General features: G+C 74.1%; 15 protein-coding genes. 10 read left to right on the top strand and 5 right to left on the bottom strand.

The window, feature by feature from the left end; genetic code table 11:
• The first annotated feature begins 58 nt into the window (after window positions 1-58).
• The 6 genes from MRBLMG1_RS30080 to MRBLMG1_RS30055 all read left to right on the top strand — a co-directional run bounded on the left by MRBLMG1_RS30080 (window position 59) and on the right by MRBLMG1_RS30055 (window position 8,512).
• Window positions 59-1,084 (top strand): DNA ligase, encoded by a 1,026-nt coding sequence (locus MRBLMG1_RS30080; protein WP_367827313.1) that lies wholly within the window; start codon window positions 59-61, stop codon window positions 1,082-1,084.
• A gap of 185 nt (window positions 1,085-1,269) precedes the next feature.
• Entirely contained in the window at window positions 1,270-3,423 is a 2,154-nt protein-coding gene (locus tag MRBLMG1_RS30075) for a PBS lyase (protein ID WP_367827312.1), read from the top strand.
• Window positions 3,424-3,492: 69 nt separating this feature from the next.
• Window positions 3,493-4,320, top strand: a complete 828-nt coding sequence (locus MRBLMG1_RS30070; RefSeq protein WP_367827311.1) for a hypothetical protein — start codon at window positions 3,493-3,495, stop codon at window positions 4,318-4,320.
• A complete protein-coding gene (locus tag MRBLMG1_RS30065; protein WP_367827310.1) occupies window positions 4,317-5,591 on the top strand; it encodes an ATP-binding protein in 1,275 nt (424 codons plus the stop codon). Before MRBLMG1_RS30070 ends, MRBLMG1_RS30065 begins: the two co-directional genes overlap by 4 nt.
• A gap of 66 nt (window positions 5,592-5,657) precedes the next feature.
• Window positions 5,658-7,037, top strand: a complete 1,380-nt coding sequence (locus MRBLMG1_RS30060) for an FtsW/RodA/SpoVE family cell cycle protein (RefSeq protein WP_367827309.1) — start codon at window positions 5,658-5,660, stop codon at window positions 7,035-7,037.
• Window positions 7,034-8,512, top strand: a complete 1,479-nt coding sequence (locus tag MRBLMG1_RS30055; RefSeq protein WP_367827308.1) for a penicillin-binding transpeptidase domain-containing protein — start codon at window positions 7,034-7,036, stop codon at window positions 8,510-8,512. Before MRBLMG1_RS30060 ends, MRBLMG1_RS30055 begins: the two co-directional genes overlap by 4 nt.
• A gap of 41 nt (window positions 8,513-8,553) precedes the next feature.
• Here the strand turns inward: MRBLMG1_RS30055 and MRBLMG1_RS30050 are convergent, their stop codons facing one another.
• A complete protein-coding gene (locus MRBLMG1_RS30050) occupies window positions 8,554-9,663 on the bottom strand; it encodes a ferritin-like domain-containing protein (protein WP_367827307.1) in 1,110 nt (369 codons plus the stop codon).
• A gap of 155 nt (window positions 9,664-9,818) precedes the next feature.
• On the opposite strand from MRBLMG1_RS30050, the gene MRBLMG1_RS30045 reads away from it, so the two are divergent.
• The 4 genes from MRBLMG1_RS30045 (at window position 9,819) to MRBLMG1_RS30030 (ending at window position 13,363) form a co-directional block, all read left to right on the top strand.
• Entirely contained in the window at window positions 9,819-10,754 is a 936-nt protein-coding gene (locus MRBLMG1_RS30045) for an AurF N-oxygenase family protein (RefSeq protein WP_367827306.1), read from the top strand.
• A 29-nt stretch (window positions 10,755-10,783) separates the two neighbouring features.
• Window positions 10,784-11,506 (top strand): TetR/AcrR family transcriptional regulator, encoded by a 723-nt coding sequence (locus tag MRBLMG1_RS30040; RefSeq protein ID WP_367827305.1) that lies wholly within the window; start codon window positions 10,784-10,786, stop codon window positions 11,504-11,506.
• Window positions 11,507-11,542: 36 nt separating this feature from the next.
• Window positions 11,543-11,842, top strand: coding sequence for a hypothetical protein (locus tag MRBLMG1_RS30035; protein WP_367827304.1), 300 nt, complete (start codon window positions 11,543-11,545; stop codon window positions 11,840-11,842).
• A 75-nt stretch (window positions 11,843-11,917) separates the two neighbouring features.
• Window positions 11,918-13,363 (top strand): C40 family peptidase, encoded by a 1,446-nt coding sequence (locus MRBLMG1_RS30030; protein ID WP_367827303.1) that lies wholly within the window; start codon window positions 11,918-11,920, stop codon window positions 13,361-13,363.
• A 153-nt stretch (window positions 13,364-13,516) separates the two neighbouring features.
• Here MRBLMG1_RS30030 and MRBLMG1_RS30025 read toward each other — a convergent pair whose 3' ends face one another.
• From MRBLMG1_RS30025 to MRBLMG1_RS30010, 4 genes are all read right to left on the bottom strand, one after another.
• Entirely contained in the window at window positions 13,517-14,050 is a 534-nt protein-coding gene (locus MRBLMG1_RS30025; protein ID WP_367827302.1) for a DUF6584 family protein, read from the bottom strand.
• Between the two features lie 141 nt (window positions 14,051-14,191).
• Window positions 14,192-15,424: a styrene monooxygenase/indole monooxygenase family protein gene (locus MRBLMG1_RS30020; RefSeq protein ID WP_367827301.1), complete on the bottom strand. Its 1,233-nt coding sequence runs from the start codon at window positions 15,422-15,424 to the stop codon at window positions 14,192-14,194.
• Between the two features lie 37 nt (window positions 15,425-15,461).
• A complete protein-coding gene (locus MRBLMG1_RS30015) occupies window positions 15,462-16,094 on the bottom strand; it encodes a GTP-binding protein (protein WP_414721679.1) in 633 nt (210 codons plus the stop codon).
• Window positions 16,095-16,155: 61 nt separating this feature from the next.
• Entirely contained in the window at window positions 16,156-16,569 is a 414-nt protein-coding gene (locus tag MRBLMG1_RS30010) for a DUF742 domain-containing protein (protein ID WP_367827315.1), read from the bottom strand.
• Window positions 16,570-16,573: the final 4 nt, after the last annotated feature.

Here is a 16,573-nt window from a genome sequence, read left to right as displayed (position 1 = left end):
CCCCCAGACGGCGAGCCACCCCCGGATAGGACGATATTCCGCACCATAGTGGGGTCACATGAGTACGGAACCGATCGACCGGGCCCCGCGTGAGCGGCACGCGCCCGATGGCAAGGTCCTCGGGCTCGGGGTGGCGGCCGGGGTGGGGGCGGGCGCCGGGGCGGCCCGGGGCGGCGGCGCGGCGGCCCGCGCCCGCGGTGCCGTCGCGCTCGCGCCGCCCGTCGACGTCATGCGGCCCCGGTCCGCCGACGAGATCCCGGAGCAGGGCGAGCCGCCCCGAGAGCTGCAGTACTCCCTGAAGCTGGACGGCTTCCGGGCCCTCGCGTTCGTGCTCGGCGGCGGGCGGGTCGTGCTCCAGTCCCGGTCCCGCCGGGACCTCGCGCCCGAGTTCCCCGGGATCGCCGCGCATCTGGGCGAGCGGCTGCCGGCCGGGGTCGTCCTCGACGGCGAGCTGTGCGCGTACCGGGAGGGGCGGCTCAGCTTCACCGATCTGCTCCGCTCCCACGCGGACCGGGTACGGGCCGGGGTGCCGGTCTCGTACATCGCCTTCGACCTGCTCGCCGTCCCCGGCAGGGACGTGCGGAGCCTGCCGCTCCGCGACCGGTGGGAGCTGCTGGGCGCGGCCCTCGCGGACGTCGGCCCGCCCCTCCAGCGCGTGCTGGCCACCACGGACGAGGAGACGGCGCGCGGGTGGTTCCGCGACCTGCGGGACGCGGGGGTCGAGGGGATCGTCGCCAAGCGGCTGGGCTCGCCCTACCGGGCCGGCGCCACCTGGGCCTGGCGGAAGGTCCGGCACGCCGACACGAGCGACGGCCTGCTCGTAGGTCTCGTCGGCCCGGCGGACCGGCCCCGGGCCCTGCTCGTCCGGCTTCCCGACGGCCGCGCCGTCACCACCTCGCCCCGGCTCACCCCGGCGCAGGCGCGCGAGGTCGGCGCGCTGGCGGGCGACCGCGCCGGTCCGCTCGCCGACGATCCGGAGCACGGGCCGGTGCGGCCGGTGGACCCGCCGCTCCCCGTCGAGCTGCGGCAGCTCGCGGGGCGGCACGAGAACGCGGCGTTCGTCCGGGTCCGGTCGGAGGGCTGACGGGGCGGGCGCCGCGTCTCCGACGGCATACACCGAGAGCAACTGCCCTGCTCCGTACCGTATATGGCGCAAAGAGGCCGCAACCGAGGCTCCGCGCGGGGCGGGTGTCGCGGGTTAGGCGTTGCCGGCGGCCCTGTGGTGCACACTTGCTGCCTGGCACAGCGCTCACGGGGAAGGCGGCCGGCATGCTGACGGGGATCGAGGAGGTCGACTGGGCCTCGCTGGGGCACGCGTACGGCCCCGCGGACGACGTGCCGGAGCTGCTCCGCGGACTCGCCTCCGCCGACCCCGCGGAGCGCGAGACCGCCCTCGACGGCATGTACGGCGCCGTGCACCACCAGGGCGACGTCTACGACTCGACGCTCGCCTGCATCCCCTTCCTCCTCGAACTCGTCGCCGACCCCGCGGTCCAGGACCGCGGCGGCATCGTCGAGTTGCTCACCAGCATCGGCGGGATCGAGCTCGACGACGACGACGAGCTCGACGAACTGGACCGACTCAGCCCGGACGACGAGGAGTTCATCCCCGCCGCCAACTACGCGATGGCCGCCGCCGCCGTCGCCGCCGGGGCCGACGTCTTCCTGGGGCTCGTCGCCGACCCCGACCCCGAGGTGCGGCTCGCCGCCCCGTGCGCGCTCGCCTCGCTCCACCCCGAGCCCGCCCGGGTGCTGACCCTGCTGCGGGAGCGGCTCACCGTCGAGCGGGACACCGAGGTGCGGCTCGCCCTCGTGGCCGCCGTCGGGCGGATCGCGCTGCGGCACGCGTCGCTGCGCGCCGAGACCGTCGACTGGCTCGGCTGGCTCGCCCGCGCCGCGCACGACCCGGGACTGCGGCTGGCGGCCCTCGCCCAGCGGGCGCGCTGCGCGCCGGCGGAGATCCCCGACGACGTGGTGCCGTGGGTGACGGGGCTCCTGGAGGAGATCCGGACGGCGGCGCAGGGTCCGGCCGCCGGCGCCGACGGTTACCGGTCCGCGGCGCCGACGGTGATCGGGCAGGTCAGGGAGCTCCTCGAGGAGCACGCGGCCGGGCGGCCGGCCCCCTGGACCGAGGAGTTGCTGCGGACCCTGCACACGGCGCTCGACGACCGCGTCGACGACCGGATCGCGCTGATCCTCGCGCAGCTTCGGAGCCCCGACTGGGGGCAGCGCTCGGACGCGATCCGGCTGTGCGGCGGGCTGATCAGGATGTGGCGCGGGCGGTACGAGGAGGTCGTCCGGCTCGTCGGCGCCCAGCTCCACGATCCCGAGCCCCGGCTCAGGGAGGCCGCGACGTCCTTCCTCGAGCGGCTCTTCGAGCTGGGCGGACCGGCCGCCGACGCGCTGATGGCCCGTCTGACGGCGGGCCCGGCCGGCTCCGCGCCGTCCAACGGACCCGCCGGTCCCGGTCACGGCAGCGGGTACGCCTTCGTCGGCCGGTCCGGGCGCGACGGGGCGCTGCTCGCGCTGGCCCGTGCCGGGGACGCCCGCGTCGTCCCGCTGCTCGCCCGCGCCCTGGAGGAGGGCGAGGTGCGGCGCGAGCTGCTGTACGCCATGGACGGTCTCGGGCCCTCGGCGGCGATGCTCGCCCCGCTGCTGCGGCGCCGGCTCGCCGAGGTCGAGCTCGACGAGCGGCTCTACGACCGGGCGGCGCCGCTGCTGTACGCGCTGGCGGCCGTGCGGGGCGCCCAGGCCGTTCCCGAGGTGCTGCGGGTGCTGCGCGGCGCCCCGGAGAACCGGCGCGACTGGGTGCGAGAGTCGGCCCTGCGGACCCTGGCCGCCTTCGGCCCGGCCGCCGGGGAGGCCGTACCGGAGCTGCGAAGACTCCTGGCCGCCGAGTCGGCCGCGGTCGCCGCGACGGCGGCGCGCGCCCTGTGGGCGGCCGAAGGTGACACCGGGGAGGCGCTCGCGGCCCTGGAGTGGTGGCTGCGGCCGGGCGTGTCCGGCGCGGACTGGTGCTGCGCCGCCCTGGCCCTGGCCGACATCGGCCCGGCGGCGGCCGGGGCCGCCCCCGCCCTCCGGCCCGGCCTGGCCTCACGGGACCTGTGGGTGCGGGTCAGGACCGCGACGGCCCTGTGGCGGGTGTCCGGCGAGACCGCGACGACGCTGCCGGTGCTGCTCGCGGCCTGGGAGGAGAACCGGCACGCGCGCATGGACATCGCGGAGTGCCTCGCGGAGATGGGTCCGGCCGCCTCGGAGGCCCAGCTCGTGATCCTCACCGAGCTGACGCGCCGGCGCCGCCACAACGCCCGCGAGGGCGCCTCCGGCAGCCACGACATCCACCTCGACGAGAAGCTCCTGACCTTGTGCCGTGCCGCACTGGCCCGGATGGAGCGGGGCTCGGACAACCCGATGAATGGATAAAAAGGACTTCCCTCCGCATAAGGTCTACGGGAGAAGAGTCGTACCGATCCCGACCGACCGAGGAGCACCGTGAGACCGCACGGAGTGCGCAGCACCGGCCGCGCCCTGTGCGCACTCGGCCTCGCGCTCGGCCTCGCACTCGCGCTCGCCGGGTGCGGCGGCGGGGAGGGCGGGCTGAAGAGCGCCGGGGCGACGCCCGCGGCCGTAGGGCCGGTGCGGCTGTGGCCCGACCTCGCGCCGGCCACGAACCCGCCGGTGGACTACGGCGAGTCCGACACCGAGCGCGTCCCCGGCATCGAGGCCGCCGACAACGACGTCCGCTCCGTCGACGCGGTCGCCGTGGTCCGCGCCGAGGTCCGCGCGAACCCGGACACGTACACGGGCGCGGACGGGCTCTACGAGGAGACCGCGCGGGCGATCGAGGCGTGCCCCACCGCGCCCGCGGCCTGCCCGGTCATGCGGCCGTACTACCGCGACCTCACCGGCAACGGCCGGGACGAGCTGATCGTGGGGATCCGGATGCCGCAGCAGCAGGTCGGGGTGCGGGTCTACCTCGCCGAGAACGGCGGGCTCACCAGGATCATGTCCACCGTCGACCAGGTGATCAGCGTGGAGCTGGCCGGCCGGGACCTGATCATGCGGGTCAGCTCGGCCGGCATCCCCGGGTACGAGTACCGCACCGCCTGGTCCTGGGACGAGCAGCAGCACAGCATGCTGCCCACCCGGGACGAGATCGTCCGGGTGCGGCCCTCCCGCACCGGGCCCTCGGCGGTGCCCGTGCCCCGCCTGGTCAGCCCCAGCGCGACCCCGTCGCCGAGCACCCCGCCCGCCTCGGGGGAACCCGGCGATCCCGTCCCGGCGGAGCCCGTGCCCGTACCCGCCGAGCCCACCCGGTGAAGCCGCTCCGGCTGCCCGCCTGGACCGCGACCCTCACCTGGAAGGCCGCGGTCTTCATCGCCGTGATGTGCTGCGCGCTGGCCGCGCTGCTCGGCGCGCTCGTCCACGTGTCGGTGACCTCCCGGACCGTGGACGACTCCCGGGAGAAGGCGCTGACCCGGCTCACCGAGGTCGGCCGGCTGTACGAGGCGGGCGAGCCGCTGCCCCGCTTCGCCGCCATCGACCCGCCGGGCCTCCCGGCGCCCCTGCGGGCGCTCGCAGCCCGCGGCGAGCACGGCACGATGGTCGCCGACGACCGGGGCCGCCCGACGATGTGGGCGGCGGGCCCCGCGGACGGCCGTGCCCTGGCCGTGCGGGTCGACTACACGCAGAGCGCCGAGACGATCGACGCGCTCGACCGGTCGATCGTCGGCTCCTCGGTGCTCGCGATCGGCGTGACCCTGCTCGCGGGCGCGTTCGCCGTCACCCGGGTCACCCGGAGGCTGCACCTGACCGCCCAGGTGGCCCGGCGGATCAGCGCGGGCGACCTGGACGCGCGTGTCGACGACCCCCGGACGAAGGACCCCTCGCGCCCGCAGGACGAGGTGGCCACCGTCTCCGGGGCGCTCGACACGATGGCCTCGTCGCTCCAGCGCAAGCTGCAGAGCGAGCAGCGGTTCACCGCCGACGTGGCGCACGAACTGCGCACCCCGCTGACCGGGCTCTCGGCGGCGGCCGAGCTGCTGCCGGAGGGCCGGCCCTCCGAGCTCGTGCGGGACAGGGTGAAGGCGATGCGCGGTCTCACCGAGGACCTCCTGGAGATCTCGCGCCTCGACGCCCGCAACGAGACCGTGGACCTGGCGGTGCACGAACTCGGGCCGCTCGCCGAGCGGGTGGTGCGCGCCTCGGGCACGGCGACGGAGGTGCGGGTCGTCAGGGACGCTACGGTGGAGACGGACCGGCGGCGCCTGGAGCGGGTGCTGGGCAATCTGGTCGCCAACGCGCACCGGCACGGGGCGCCTCCGGTGGTGGTGACGGTGGACGGCCCCGTGGTGTCGGTGCGGGACCACGGCCCCGGGTATCCGGCGTACCTCCTGGAGTCGGGGCCGCAGCGGTTCCGTACCGAGAGCGGGGGCAAGGGGCACGGTCTCGGGCTGACGATCGCCGTCGGGCAGGCGGAGGTGATCGGCGCCGAGCTGGTCTTCGCCCGGCCGGTCGGGGGCGCGGGCGCCGAGGCCCGGCTGAGGCTCCCCGAGTACGTGCGCCTCGCGGACGCCGACCCGGAGGACTGACGGCGCTCCACGGCACACCGTCACACAAAAGGGACATAGGGCATACCGCTTGCTACGTTGCCGACCATGACCGCACCGCGCACGGACGCTCCCCCGCCCGGGGTACGCATGCCGAAGCGCCGCGGCGTGGAACTCTCCCTCCTCGTCTGCGCCGTCCTCATCTCCGTCTCCGGCTACGCCGCGGTCGGCCTCGCCCGCAGCGGCGCCGTGCCGCCGGACGCGGCCCGCTACGGCGCCGGGCTCGGGCTGCTCGCGCTGGTCGCCCACCTCGCGGTCCGGTTCCGCGCGCCGTACGCCGATCCGCTGCTGCTGCCGATCGCGGTCCTGCTCAACGGCCTCGGGCTCGTGCTGATCTACCGCCTCGACCTGGAGACGCCGAACGACCAGGCGGCGGCGACGCAGCTGGTCTGGTCGACGCTCGGGGTGGCGCTCTTCATCGTGGTCGTCGCGCTGCTGCGCGACCACCGCACCCTCCAGGGGTACGCGTACGTCTCGGTGGCCGCCGCGCTCGCCCTGATGATCCTGCCGATCTTCTTCCCGGCGGTGAACGGGGCCAAGATCTGGATCAGGCTCGGCGGGCTCTCGTTCCAGCCGGGCGAGTTCGCGAAGATCCTGCTCGCGGTCTTCTTCGCCGCGTACCTCGCCGCCAACCGCAACGCCCTGGCGTACACCGGCCGCCGGATCTGGAAGTTCCAGTTCCCCACCGGGCGGGTGCTCGGGCCGATCGTCGCGATCTGGCTGCTGAGCGTCGGCGTGCTGGTCCTGGAACGGGACCTGGGGACGTCGCTGCTCTTCTTCGGCCTCTTCGTGATCATGCTGTACGTGGCGACCGGGCGGACCGGCTGGATCGCGGTCGGTCTCGTCCTGGCCGCGGCCGGCGCGTTCCTGGTCGGCTCCCTCGAACCGCACGTGCACAGCAGGGTGCAGGACTGGCTCGACCCGTTCGCCTCGATCCGGGCCGGCGACGGTCCGGGGCAGCTGGCGCAGTCGCTCTTCGCGTTCGCGGCCGGCGGGATGCTCGGCACGGGGCTCGGTCTCGGCCATTCCGTCCTCATCGGCTTCGCCGTCAAGTCCGACTTCATCCTGGCGACGGCCGGCGAGGAGCTGGGGCTCGTCGGCCTCACCGCCCTCTTCCTGCTGTACGCGCTGCTCGTGGCCCGCGGCTACCGCGCCGGCCTCTCGCTCCGCGACCCCTTCGGCCGGCTGCTCGCGATCGGGCTCGCCTCGATCGTGGCGCTCCAGGTGTTCGTGATCGCGGGCGGGGTGATGGGCCTCATCCCGCTGACCGGCATGGCGATGCCGTTCCTCGCCCAGGGCGGCTCGTCGGTCGTCACCAACTGGGTGATCGTGGCCCTCCTCATCCGGGTCAGCGACTCCGCGCGGGCCCCGCAGCCGGACTCGGCCGACACCGGGACGCTCGCGCCCGTGACGGAGGAGGCCCGGTGATCCGGTACATCCGGCGGGCGGCCGCCCTCTGCCTCGTCCTCCTCGCCGCCCTCCTCGTCAACGCCGCGCGGGTGATGGTCCTCGAAGCCCCGTCGCTCGACGACAACCCGGCGAACCGGCGGATCGCGATCGAGCGGTACGCCGAACCGCGCGGCGAGATCCTCGTCGACGGGAAGCCGGTGACCGGCTCCCGGGACAGCGGCCAGCAGCTGCGCTGGGAACGCACCTACCGGCAGGGGCCGTTGTACGCGCCCCTGACCGGCTTCGCCTCCCAGACGTACGGCACGACGCTCGTCGAGCACGCCGAGGACGAGATCCTGTCGGGGACCGAACCGATGCTGGCGCCGCTGCCCCTCTGGAACGACCTCACCCGCGGCCACCAGCCCGGCGGGGACGTGGTGACCACGGTCCGCGCCACGATGCAGGAGGCGGCCTTCCGGGGGCTCGACGGGAAGCGCGGCGCGGTCGTGGCGCTCGAACCCTCCAGCGGCCGCGTCCTGGCCGTCGTCAGCTCGCCCTCGTACGACCCGGGCGTCCTCTCGGGGACGGGCCCGGCGGTGAAGGAGGCCTGGAAGCGGCTGAACACCTCGCCGAACCAGCCGATGCTGAACCGCGCCCTGCGGCAGACGTACCCCCCGGGGTCCACGTTCAAGATCGTGACGGCCGCGGCGGCCCTGGACGCCGGGGTCGTGCGGGACGTGGAGGCGCCGACGGACACCCCCGACCCGTTCGTGCTGCCGGGCACCCGCCAGGTGCTGCCGAACGAGGCGAAGGGCTGCGGGGACGCCTCCCTCGCGTACGCGATCCAGTGGTCGTGCAACACGGTGATGGCCGGCCTCGGGGTGGAGGTCGGCCTGACGGGGATGGTCGACGCGGTGGAGCGGTTCGGCTTCGACGACACCGGCCTGCGGGTGCCGTCCTGGGTCGCGAAGTCCAACTTCGACCGGGAGATGAGCCCGGACCAGCTGGCGCTGTCGTCGATCGGGCAGTTCGACACGACGGCGACCCCGCTCCAGATGGCGATGGTCGCCGCGGCCGTAGCCAACAACGGGGAGATCGCCCACCCGTACCTCGTCGACCGCACCACCACCTCCGGCGGCACGACGGTCGACCGGACCGGCCGCCGCAGCTACCGGCAGGCGATGACCCCGTCCACCGCGGTCCAGCTCCAGCGGCTGATGGTGAAGGCGGTCGAGGAGGGCACCGGCTCGAACGCGGCGATCCCGGGCGCCCGGGTCGGCGGCAAGACGGGCACGGCCCAGCACGGCTTCGGCAACACGGGCACCCCGTACGCCTGGTTCATCGCCTGGGCGCAGGCCGAGGACTCCGCCCAGCCGGCGGTCGCGGTCGCCGTCGTCGTCGAGGACGCCGAGGCCTCCCGTACGGACATCAGCGGGGGCGGCAGCGCGGCCCCGATCGCGAAGGCCGTCATGGAGGAGGCACTGCGCCTGGAGGCGGAGGCCCGGCGGCGCTAGGGGCTCCGGGGGATTCCGGCTGGCTCCGGGAGACCCCGCGGCTACGCCTCGGCCGCTCCGTCCGCGATGGCGTCGGCGACCTCCGTGACGCGGGCGCGTTCCTCCGCCGCGAACCGCTGCGCGTCGAGGCGTTCGGCGATCTCCTCGTCCTGGGTCATCAGGAGGTCGAGGTTGGAGTCGCCGAGGTCGAAGACGCCCATGTCGAGGTAGGCCTTCTGGAGGCGTTCGCCCCAGAGGCCGATGTCCTTGACGCAGGGGACGATCCGGCTGAAGAGGAGCTTGCGGAAGAGCCGCAGGAACTCGCTCTGCTCGCTGAGCTCCTCGGCCTCCTTCCGCGGGATGCCGAAGTTCTCCAGGACCTCGACCCCGCGCAGCCGGTCGCGCATCAGGTGGCAGCCCTCGATGACGAACTCCTCGCGGTCGCGGAGTTCGGCGTCGGAGAGCTGCCGGTAGTAGTCGCGCAGGGCCATCCGGCCGAAGGCCACGTGCCGGGCCTCGTCCTGCATCACGTACGCCAGGATCTGCTTGGGCAGCGGCTTGTCGGTGGTGTCGCGGATCATGCCGAAGGCGGCGAGGGCGAGGCCTTCGATGAGGACCTGCATGCCGAGGTAGGGCATGTCCCAGCGGGAGTCGCGCAGGGTGTCGTCGAGCAGGCCCTGGAGGTCGTCGTTGATCGGGTAGAGCATCCCGATCTTCTCGTGGAGGAAGCGGCCGTAGATCTCGGCGTGCCGGGCCTCGTCCATGGTCTGGGTGGCCGAGTAGAACTTGGCGTCGAGGTCGGGGACGGACTCGACGATCCGGGCGGCGCAGATCATCGCGCCCTGCTCGCCGTGGAGGAACTGGCTGAACTGCCAGGAGGAGTAGTGGCGCCGCAGGTCGCCCTTGTCCTTCTCGGTCATCTTGGCCCAGTGGCGGGTGCCGTACAGGTTCAGGACCTCGTCGGGGGTGCCGAGCGGGTCGTACGGGTCGACCTCCAGGTCCCAGTCGATGCGGGTGGCCCCGTCCCACTGCTTGTCCTTGCCCTTGCGGTAGAGGGCGAGGAGGCGCTCGCGGCCGTCGTCGTAGTCCCAGGAGAAGCGGGCGGCACCGGTGGCGGGCACCTGCCATACGGGTCCGGCGGGGGCGTTGACATAGAGGTCGTGCGTCGACACTGACGACTCCTTCCGTCCGTTTCCAGCAGGCTCACACGGTGGTAGACGAGTCGTCAACAAGTCGCGCGCAAGGGATTGACGGGCTTGCTGACGGGCAGTCTCATACAAGGTGACCCCCGGTAACGCGACGGCGAGCGCAGCGAGGTGCCCGGACCATGACCCCCTTCACCGAGCCCGACTTCAGCCTCCTCCGGGACGCCCTGGGGCCGCTGCGCGACCGTGAACAGGTCGCGGAACGCCTCCTGGAGTCCTCCCGCAGGCACTCCTTCGACCCGGACACCGAGCTCGACTGGGACTCCCCCTTCGAGGACGGCAAGTGGTTCTGGCCGCCCGAGCTCGTCTCCCTCTACGACACCCCGCTCTGGCGCCGGATGTCCGAGGAGCAGCGGATCGCCCTCTCCCGCCACGAGGCCGCCTCGCTCGCCTCCCTCGGCATCTGGTTCGAGATCATCCTGATGCAGCTGCTCGTGCGGCACATCTACGACAAGTCCCTGACCAGCCATCACGTCCGCTACGCCCTCACCGAGATCGCCGACGAGTGCCGCCACTCGATGATGTTCGCCCGGCTGATCACCCGCGGCGGCACCCCGGCCTACCCGGTGCCGCGGATCTACCACAACCTCGCGCGGATCCTGAAGACCGTCTCCACCACCCCCGGCTCCTTCGCCGCCACCCTGCTCGGCGAGGAGATCCTCGACTGGATGCAGCGCCTCACCTTCCCGGACGAGCGGGTGCAGGCCCTGGTGCGCGGGGTGACCCGGATCCACGTCGTCGAGGAGGCCCGCCACGTGCGGTACGCCCGCGAAGAGCTGCGCCGCCAGATGGCGACCGCCCCGCGCTGGGAGCAGGAGTTCACCCGGCTGAGCTGCGGCGAGGCCGCCCGGGTCTTCTCCACCTGCTTCGTCAACCCCGGGGTGTACGAGGCCGTGGGCCTGGACCGCCGGGAAGCCGTCGCCCAGGTGCGGGCGAGCGGGCACCGGCAGGAGGTCATGCGGTCCGGCGCGAAGCGGCTGACCGACTTCCTCGACGACATCGGCGTGCTGCGCGGGCCGGGCCGCCGCCTCTGGAAGTCCTCGGGCCTGCTCGCCTGAGGGGGCCGCTCCGCGGCTACGCTGCGGGCATGACCAGCGCCGCCACTCCCGCGTACCGCAGGCTCACCGTCGAGGAGCGGCGCGGGCAGCTGCTCGACGCCGCCCTGGGGCTCTTCGCCCACCGGACGCCCGAGGACGTCTCCCTCGACGACGTCGCCGAGGCGGCCGGCGTCTCGCGGCCCCTCGTCTACCGGTACTTCCCCGGCGGCAAGCAGCAGCTGTACGAGGCCGCCCTGCGGTCCTCCGCCGACGCCCTGAACCACTGCTTCACCGAGCCGCGGGACGGGCCGCCCACGGAGCGGCTCGGCCGGGTGCTCGACCGGTACCTGGCCTTCGTCGACGAGCACGACGCCGGGTTCAGCGCCCTGCTGCGCGGCGGCAGCGTCGCCGAGACCTCCCGGACCAGCGCGATCGTCGACGAGGTGCGCCGGGCCGCCGCCGAACAGATCCTCGTCCACCTCGGGGCGGAGCGGCCGGGCTCCCGGCTCTCCCTGCTGGTGCGCACGTGGATCGCCGCCGTGGAGGCGGCCTCCCTCATCTGGCTCGACGAGGAGAAGCAGCCCCCGGCCCGGGAGCTGCGGGAATGGCTCGTCGACCATCTCGTCGCCCTCCTCGCGGCGACCACGGCGAGCGACCCGGAGACCGCGGAGGTCGTCCGGCGGCTCCTCGCGCAGGAGACGGCCGACGGCCCGGTGGCGACGCTCGCCCGCAAGGTGATCCCGGTGGTCGGCGAGGCGGCGCACCTGCTGTGAGCCGGTGCCGGCGGCCGTACGGGAGAGACTGGAGGGGTGAAGAGCGAGAACACCCCCTTCCGCGGCGGCCCCCTCGACGGCCGGGTCCTGCCGATCCTCCTCGGCCCGACCGGCCACCCGCCGAAGTGGTACGAGGTCCCGGTCCCGGCCCGCGACGGGCGCCCGCCGCTCCTGTACGTCTACCGGCGCGAGCCGTCGGGGTACACGAAGCGCCTCGGCCTCCAGCGCGGCTGGGTCTACCAGTACGCCCCCGAGGGCCGCGAGCGGCGTGAACTGAAGTGGCCGTGGTCCAAGCCGGGTGGCGGCTCCGCGAAGGACGCTGAGCCGAACGGGTGAGGGCGCCGGGCGCGCCCCGGTTCGTACAGTCATCAGATGAAGTGACACGTCATCATCCCCGTGGAGGTGGTGACGATGTCACGAAGGCTGCTGCGCACGGTCTGCACGGGGGCGCTCGCCGCCGTGACCGCGCTCACCGGGGCGCTCCCGGCCGCGGGTGCCGCCCCGCCGGACCCTCCCACCGAACCCCCCGCGGAAGCCCCCATCGCCTGGGCCGACCCGTCGGCGGAACCGGTGGGCCCGGTCGACCCCTCGGCGAACCCGGCCGACCCGACCGATCCGCCCGACCCGCTCGACCCGTCGGCGAACCCGGCCGGCCCGCTCGCCCCGTCGGCCGGCCCCGCCGATCCGCTCGCTCCGCCGACCGAGCCGACCGATCCGCTCGACCCGGCCGCGTCGGAGCCCCCCGCCACCGCTCCCTCCCCTCCCCCCGCCACCCCCTCCGGCACTCCCCCCGCCCCCGCGCTCGACGACGACGCCGCCGCCCTGCCCCCGCCCGGCGGCGACTCCGTGACCGGGCTCCTCACCCGGCTGCGCGCGCTGTACCAGCAGGCCGAGGAGGCCACCGAGCGGTTCAACGCCGCCGAGGAGGCGCTGAAGGTGCAGACGGCCGACACCAGGAAGGTCACGGCCCGGCTCACCGCCGCCCGCACCGCCCTGGCCCAGGGGCGCGCCGAGGCGGGACGGATCGCCCGGGAGCAGTACCAGGGGAGGTCCGAGTTCTCCTCGTACGTGCGGCTGCTGTTCTCGCCCGACCCCCAGTCGGCGCTCGACCACGGGCATCTGATGGCCCGCGCGGCCCGCGGCCGGGCCACCGCCGTCGAGCGGCTCGAAGGAGCCGAACGGAAGGCCGACGCCCTCGCGAGCGCCTCGCGCAAGGCCCTCGACCGGCAGCAGACCCTGGCGGCGGCGCAGCGCACCCGGCGCGACGAGGTGGCGGCCAGGCTGCGGGAGGTGGAGAAGCTGCTCGCCGGGCTCTCGCCCGAACAGCTCACCCGACTCACCGAACTGGAGCGCGTCCAGACCGCCGGCGCCCAGCGCGAACTGCTCGACTCCGGCGTCCTGGACGGCACCCGCACCCCCTCACGGGCGGGCGCGGAGGCGCTGCGCTTCGCGGTGGGCGAGATCGGCAAGCCGTACGAGTGGGGGGCCGAGGGCCCCGACACGTACGACTGCTCGGGGCTGACCCAGCGGGCGTGGGCCGCGGCGGGGCGCGAGATCCCGCGCACCAGCCAGGAGCAGTGGGCGACCCTGCCCCGCGTCGCGCTCACCGAACTGCGCCCCGGCGACCTGGTCGTGTACTTCCCGGGCGCCACCCATGTGGCGCTGTACCTCGGCGGCGGCCTGGTCGTGCAGGCGCCGCGCCCCGGCGGGAAGGTGAAGGTCTCCCCCGTCGCGGCGAACCCGCTGCTCGGGGCCGTACGCCCCGATCCGGGCGGGCCTGCGCTGACCTCGTACACCCCGCCCGCGCTCCCCTCGGGCGCCACGGACGGAGCCGACGAGGGTTTCGACCGACGCTGACCCCCCTCCTCCGCAAGAGCCTCACCCTTGGGGTGGGGCCGCCCCGGCTGGGGCCGCCCCGGCTGGTGCCTCGTCGGCGCCCTCTTCGCGCTGACCGGCCTGCTGACCGGCTGCTGACCCGCTCGCGGTCCGCCGCGCGGAGGGGTCCGGGCGCTACGAGAAGAGCGCGATCACGCCGATCACCCAGACCGCCGCGAACGCGACACAGCCCACCAGGCAGCCGAGGCCCGCGACGACCCCGCCGACGCTCCACCCCCCGGTGTCCGGCGCGTGCTCACCGTCGCCGTCGCCGTCGTCCTCGTAGGAGGCCGGGTCGTCCCAGTCGACCGGCCGCCCCCGTTCCTCCGCGCGGGCGGTCCGCAGCGCCGTCAGCTGCTCCTCGGCGAAGACGGTCGCCGCCAGCGACTCGGGGCCGCGCCACGCGAGGGCCTTCATCCGCCACCCGGGGGACCCGTACCGCTCCTCGAACGCGGCCGTCTCGTCCGCACGCCGGTCCTCTTCGAGGTAGGTCCACCGGCCCGCCTCCGCGGCGTCCCCGTACAGCCGGTACACCTCGGCGAGCCGGCGCCGCAGCTCCAGGTCGTGCGGGAACGACGAGACCAGACCGCGCAGCCGCTGGCGCGCCATGGGCACGCGGCCCGCGGCGAGGTCGGCGTCCACACGGGCCAGGGTGTTCTGCTGAGACATGGACACATGATCGAGCATCGGAGCGGAACGACTCGACCCGTTTTTCGGGCCCCACGGGAAGCGGACCCCGATGCGAACGCGGACGCCGGCGGCCGGCCCCGTCCCCGGGACCGGCCGCCGGCGTTACGAAGGAGCCGTGCCTCAGCCGGAGACCGAGGCCAGGTACGCCGACGTCTTCTCGGGGTCGAAGAAGAAGTTCTCGAAGTCGGAGGGGTCGTTGAAGCCGTTGGCGAAGCGGTCGGCGACGGGCTGGAGTTGGCCGGCGGCGCCGAGGAGGTTGAGGACGTGCTCCGGCGGCGGGGACAGCATCGCGTTCGTCCACTTGGTGACGTGCTGGGCGGTCTGCCAGTAGCGGTCGAAGGCGCCCTGCATCCACTCCTCGTCGAAGGGCTTGTCGCCCTGCTCGACGATGGCGGCGAGGTAGGCGGCGGCGCACTTGGCCGCCGAGTTGGAGCCCTGACCGGTGATCGGGTCGTTGGCGACGACGACGTCCGCGACGCCGAGGACCAGACCGCCGCCGGGGAGCCGGCCGATCGGGTTCCGGACGGTCGGCGCGTACCGGCCGGCGAGGGTGCCGCCCGCGTCGGTCAGCTCGACCCTGGTGGCCCGGGCGTACTCCCACGGCGTGAACTTCTCCATCAGCTCCAGCGTCAGCGCCAGGTGCTCGGAGGGGTCCTTGACGCCCTGGAAGGCGTCGAGCGGACCGCCGGGGACGCCCTCCCAGAAGAGGATGTCGGCACGGCCGCCGGTGGTGAGGGTCGGCATGACGAAGAGCTCGCCGACGCCCGGCACCACGTTGCAGCGGACCGCGTCGAAGTCGGGGTGCTCGGGGCGCGGGCCGAGGCCGTGGACGTACGCGACGGCCAGCGCCCGCTGCGGCTCGGAGTACGGCGAACGGGCCGCGTCCCGGCCGAACATGGAGACCAGCTCGCCCTTGCCCGCGGCGACGAGCACCAGGTCGTAGCCGCGGGAGAAGTAGTCCAGGTCGCCGACGGCCACGCCGTGTATCACCAGCTGGCCGCCGCGCTGGGCGAAGGTCTCCATCCAGCCGGCCATCTTCACGCGCTGGTCGACGGACTGGGCGTACCCGTCCAGCTTCCCGACCCAGTCGATCACCCGGGCCGAGTCCGGGCCGGCGACGGAGACGCCGAGGCCCTCGATGCGCGGCGCCTGGGACTCCCAGAAGTTGATCCCGAGGTCCCGCTCGTGCTGGAGCGCGGTGTCGAACATGCACTGGGTGGACATGACGCGGCCGGACCGGATCTCGTCCGCCGTCCGGTTCGACATGAGGGTGACCTCGTACCCCTGCGACTGGAGTCCGAGGGCGAGCTGCAGACCGGACTGGCCGGCGCCGACTATGAGTATCTTCCGCATGTGTGGTGCTCCTGGCGACTGTGACCGACGGGGACGGCTATTCGGGGGTGGCTTCGAGCGCGTGCGCGACCATCGCGAGCAGGCTCTCGACGACGCTGTAGCGCTTGCGCGCGTCCATGATCACCACCGGGACGTCCGGGGAGACGGTCAGGGCCTCCCTGACGTCCTCCGGCTCGAACGCCTCGGTGCCCTCGAAGTGGTTGACGGCCACGATGTACGGCAGTCCGCAGCTCTCGAAGTAGTCGAGGGCCGGGAAGCAGTCCGTGAGCCGCCGGGTGTCGGCCAGCACGATCGCGCCGATCGCACCGCGCACCAGGTCGTCCCACATGAACCAGAAGCGCTGCTGCCCCGGCGTACCGAAGACGTACAGCACCAGGTCGTTGTCGAGCGTGATCCGGCCGAAGTCCATCGCGACCGTGGTGGTGAGCTTGTCCGGCGTCGCCGTGAGGTCGTCGGTGTCCTCGCTCGCCCGGGTCATCAGGGCCTCGGTCTGGAGCGGGGTGATCTCCGAGACGGCGCGGACGAACGTGGTCTTGCCGACCCCGAAGCCGCCCGCGACGACGATCTTCGTCGCGATCGGCGCACGGGTGTGGTCGAGCTGCCAGTCCTGGGCGCCGTCCTCGGCGTCCGGCCCGGCTATGCCCGGTTCGCGGGCACCCGGGGCGAACAGGTCGGCCTGGGGCTGCGCGGGAATGCCCGCGACCGCCGGTGAATCGGAGACGGCGGAGGCGTCAGAGACGACGGAGTCCACTCAGCACCCTTTCGAGGAGCGCGCGGTCGGGCTGGCCGGTGCCGTGACCGGTCCCGTACACACGGATCTTTCCCTGGTCGGCCAGGTCGCTGAGCAGCACCCGGACGACCCCCAACGGCATCTTGAGAAGCGCCGAGATCTCCGCGACCGTCCGCATCCGGCGGCAGATCTCGACGATGGCCCGCATCTCCGGCATCAGACCGCGGGCCAAGGGCCCGCCGTCCGTCAGGACCTTGCGGGCGGCGGGCGCTTCGAGCGCCGCCACGAAGGTCTCGACCAGCAGGATGTGCCCGAAGCGGGTCCGGCCGCCGGTCAGCGAGTAGGGGCGTACGCGCGCGGGGCGCCGCCCCTCGCCCCGTACCGGCAGCCTGTGGGCGTGATGGGCCGAGGACATGGAC

Origin of the sequence: Streptomyces sp. LMG1-1-1.1 (genome assembly GCF_040815545.1) — a bacterium.
Taxonomy (GTDB): domain Bacteria; phylum Actinomycetota; class Actinomycetes; order Streptomycetales; family Streptomycetaceae; genus Streptomyces.
The sequence above is the reverse complement of the archived record's forward strand: the minus strand, read 5'-3'. Positions and strand labels throughout refer to the sequence as shown.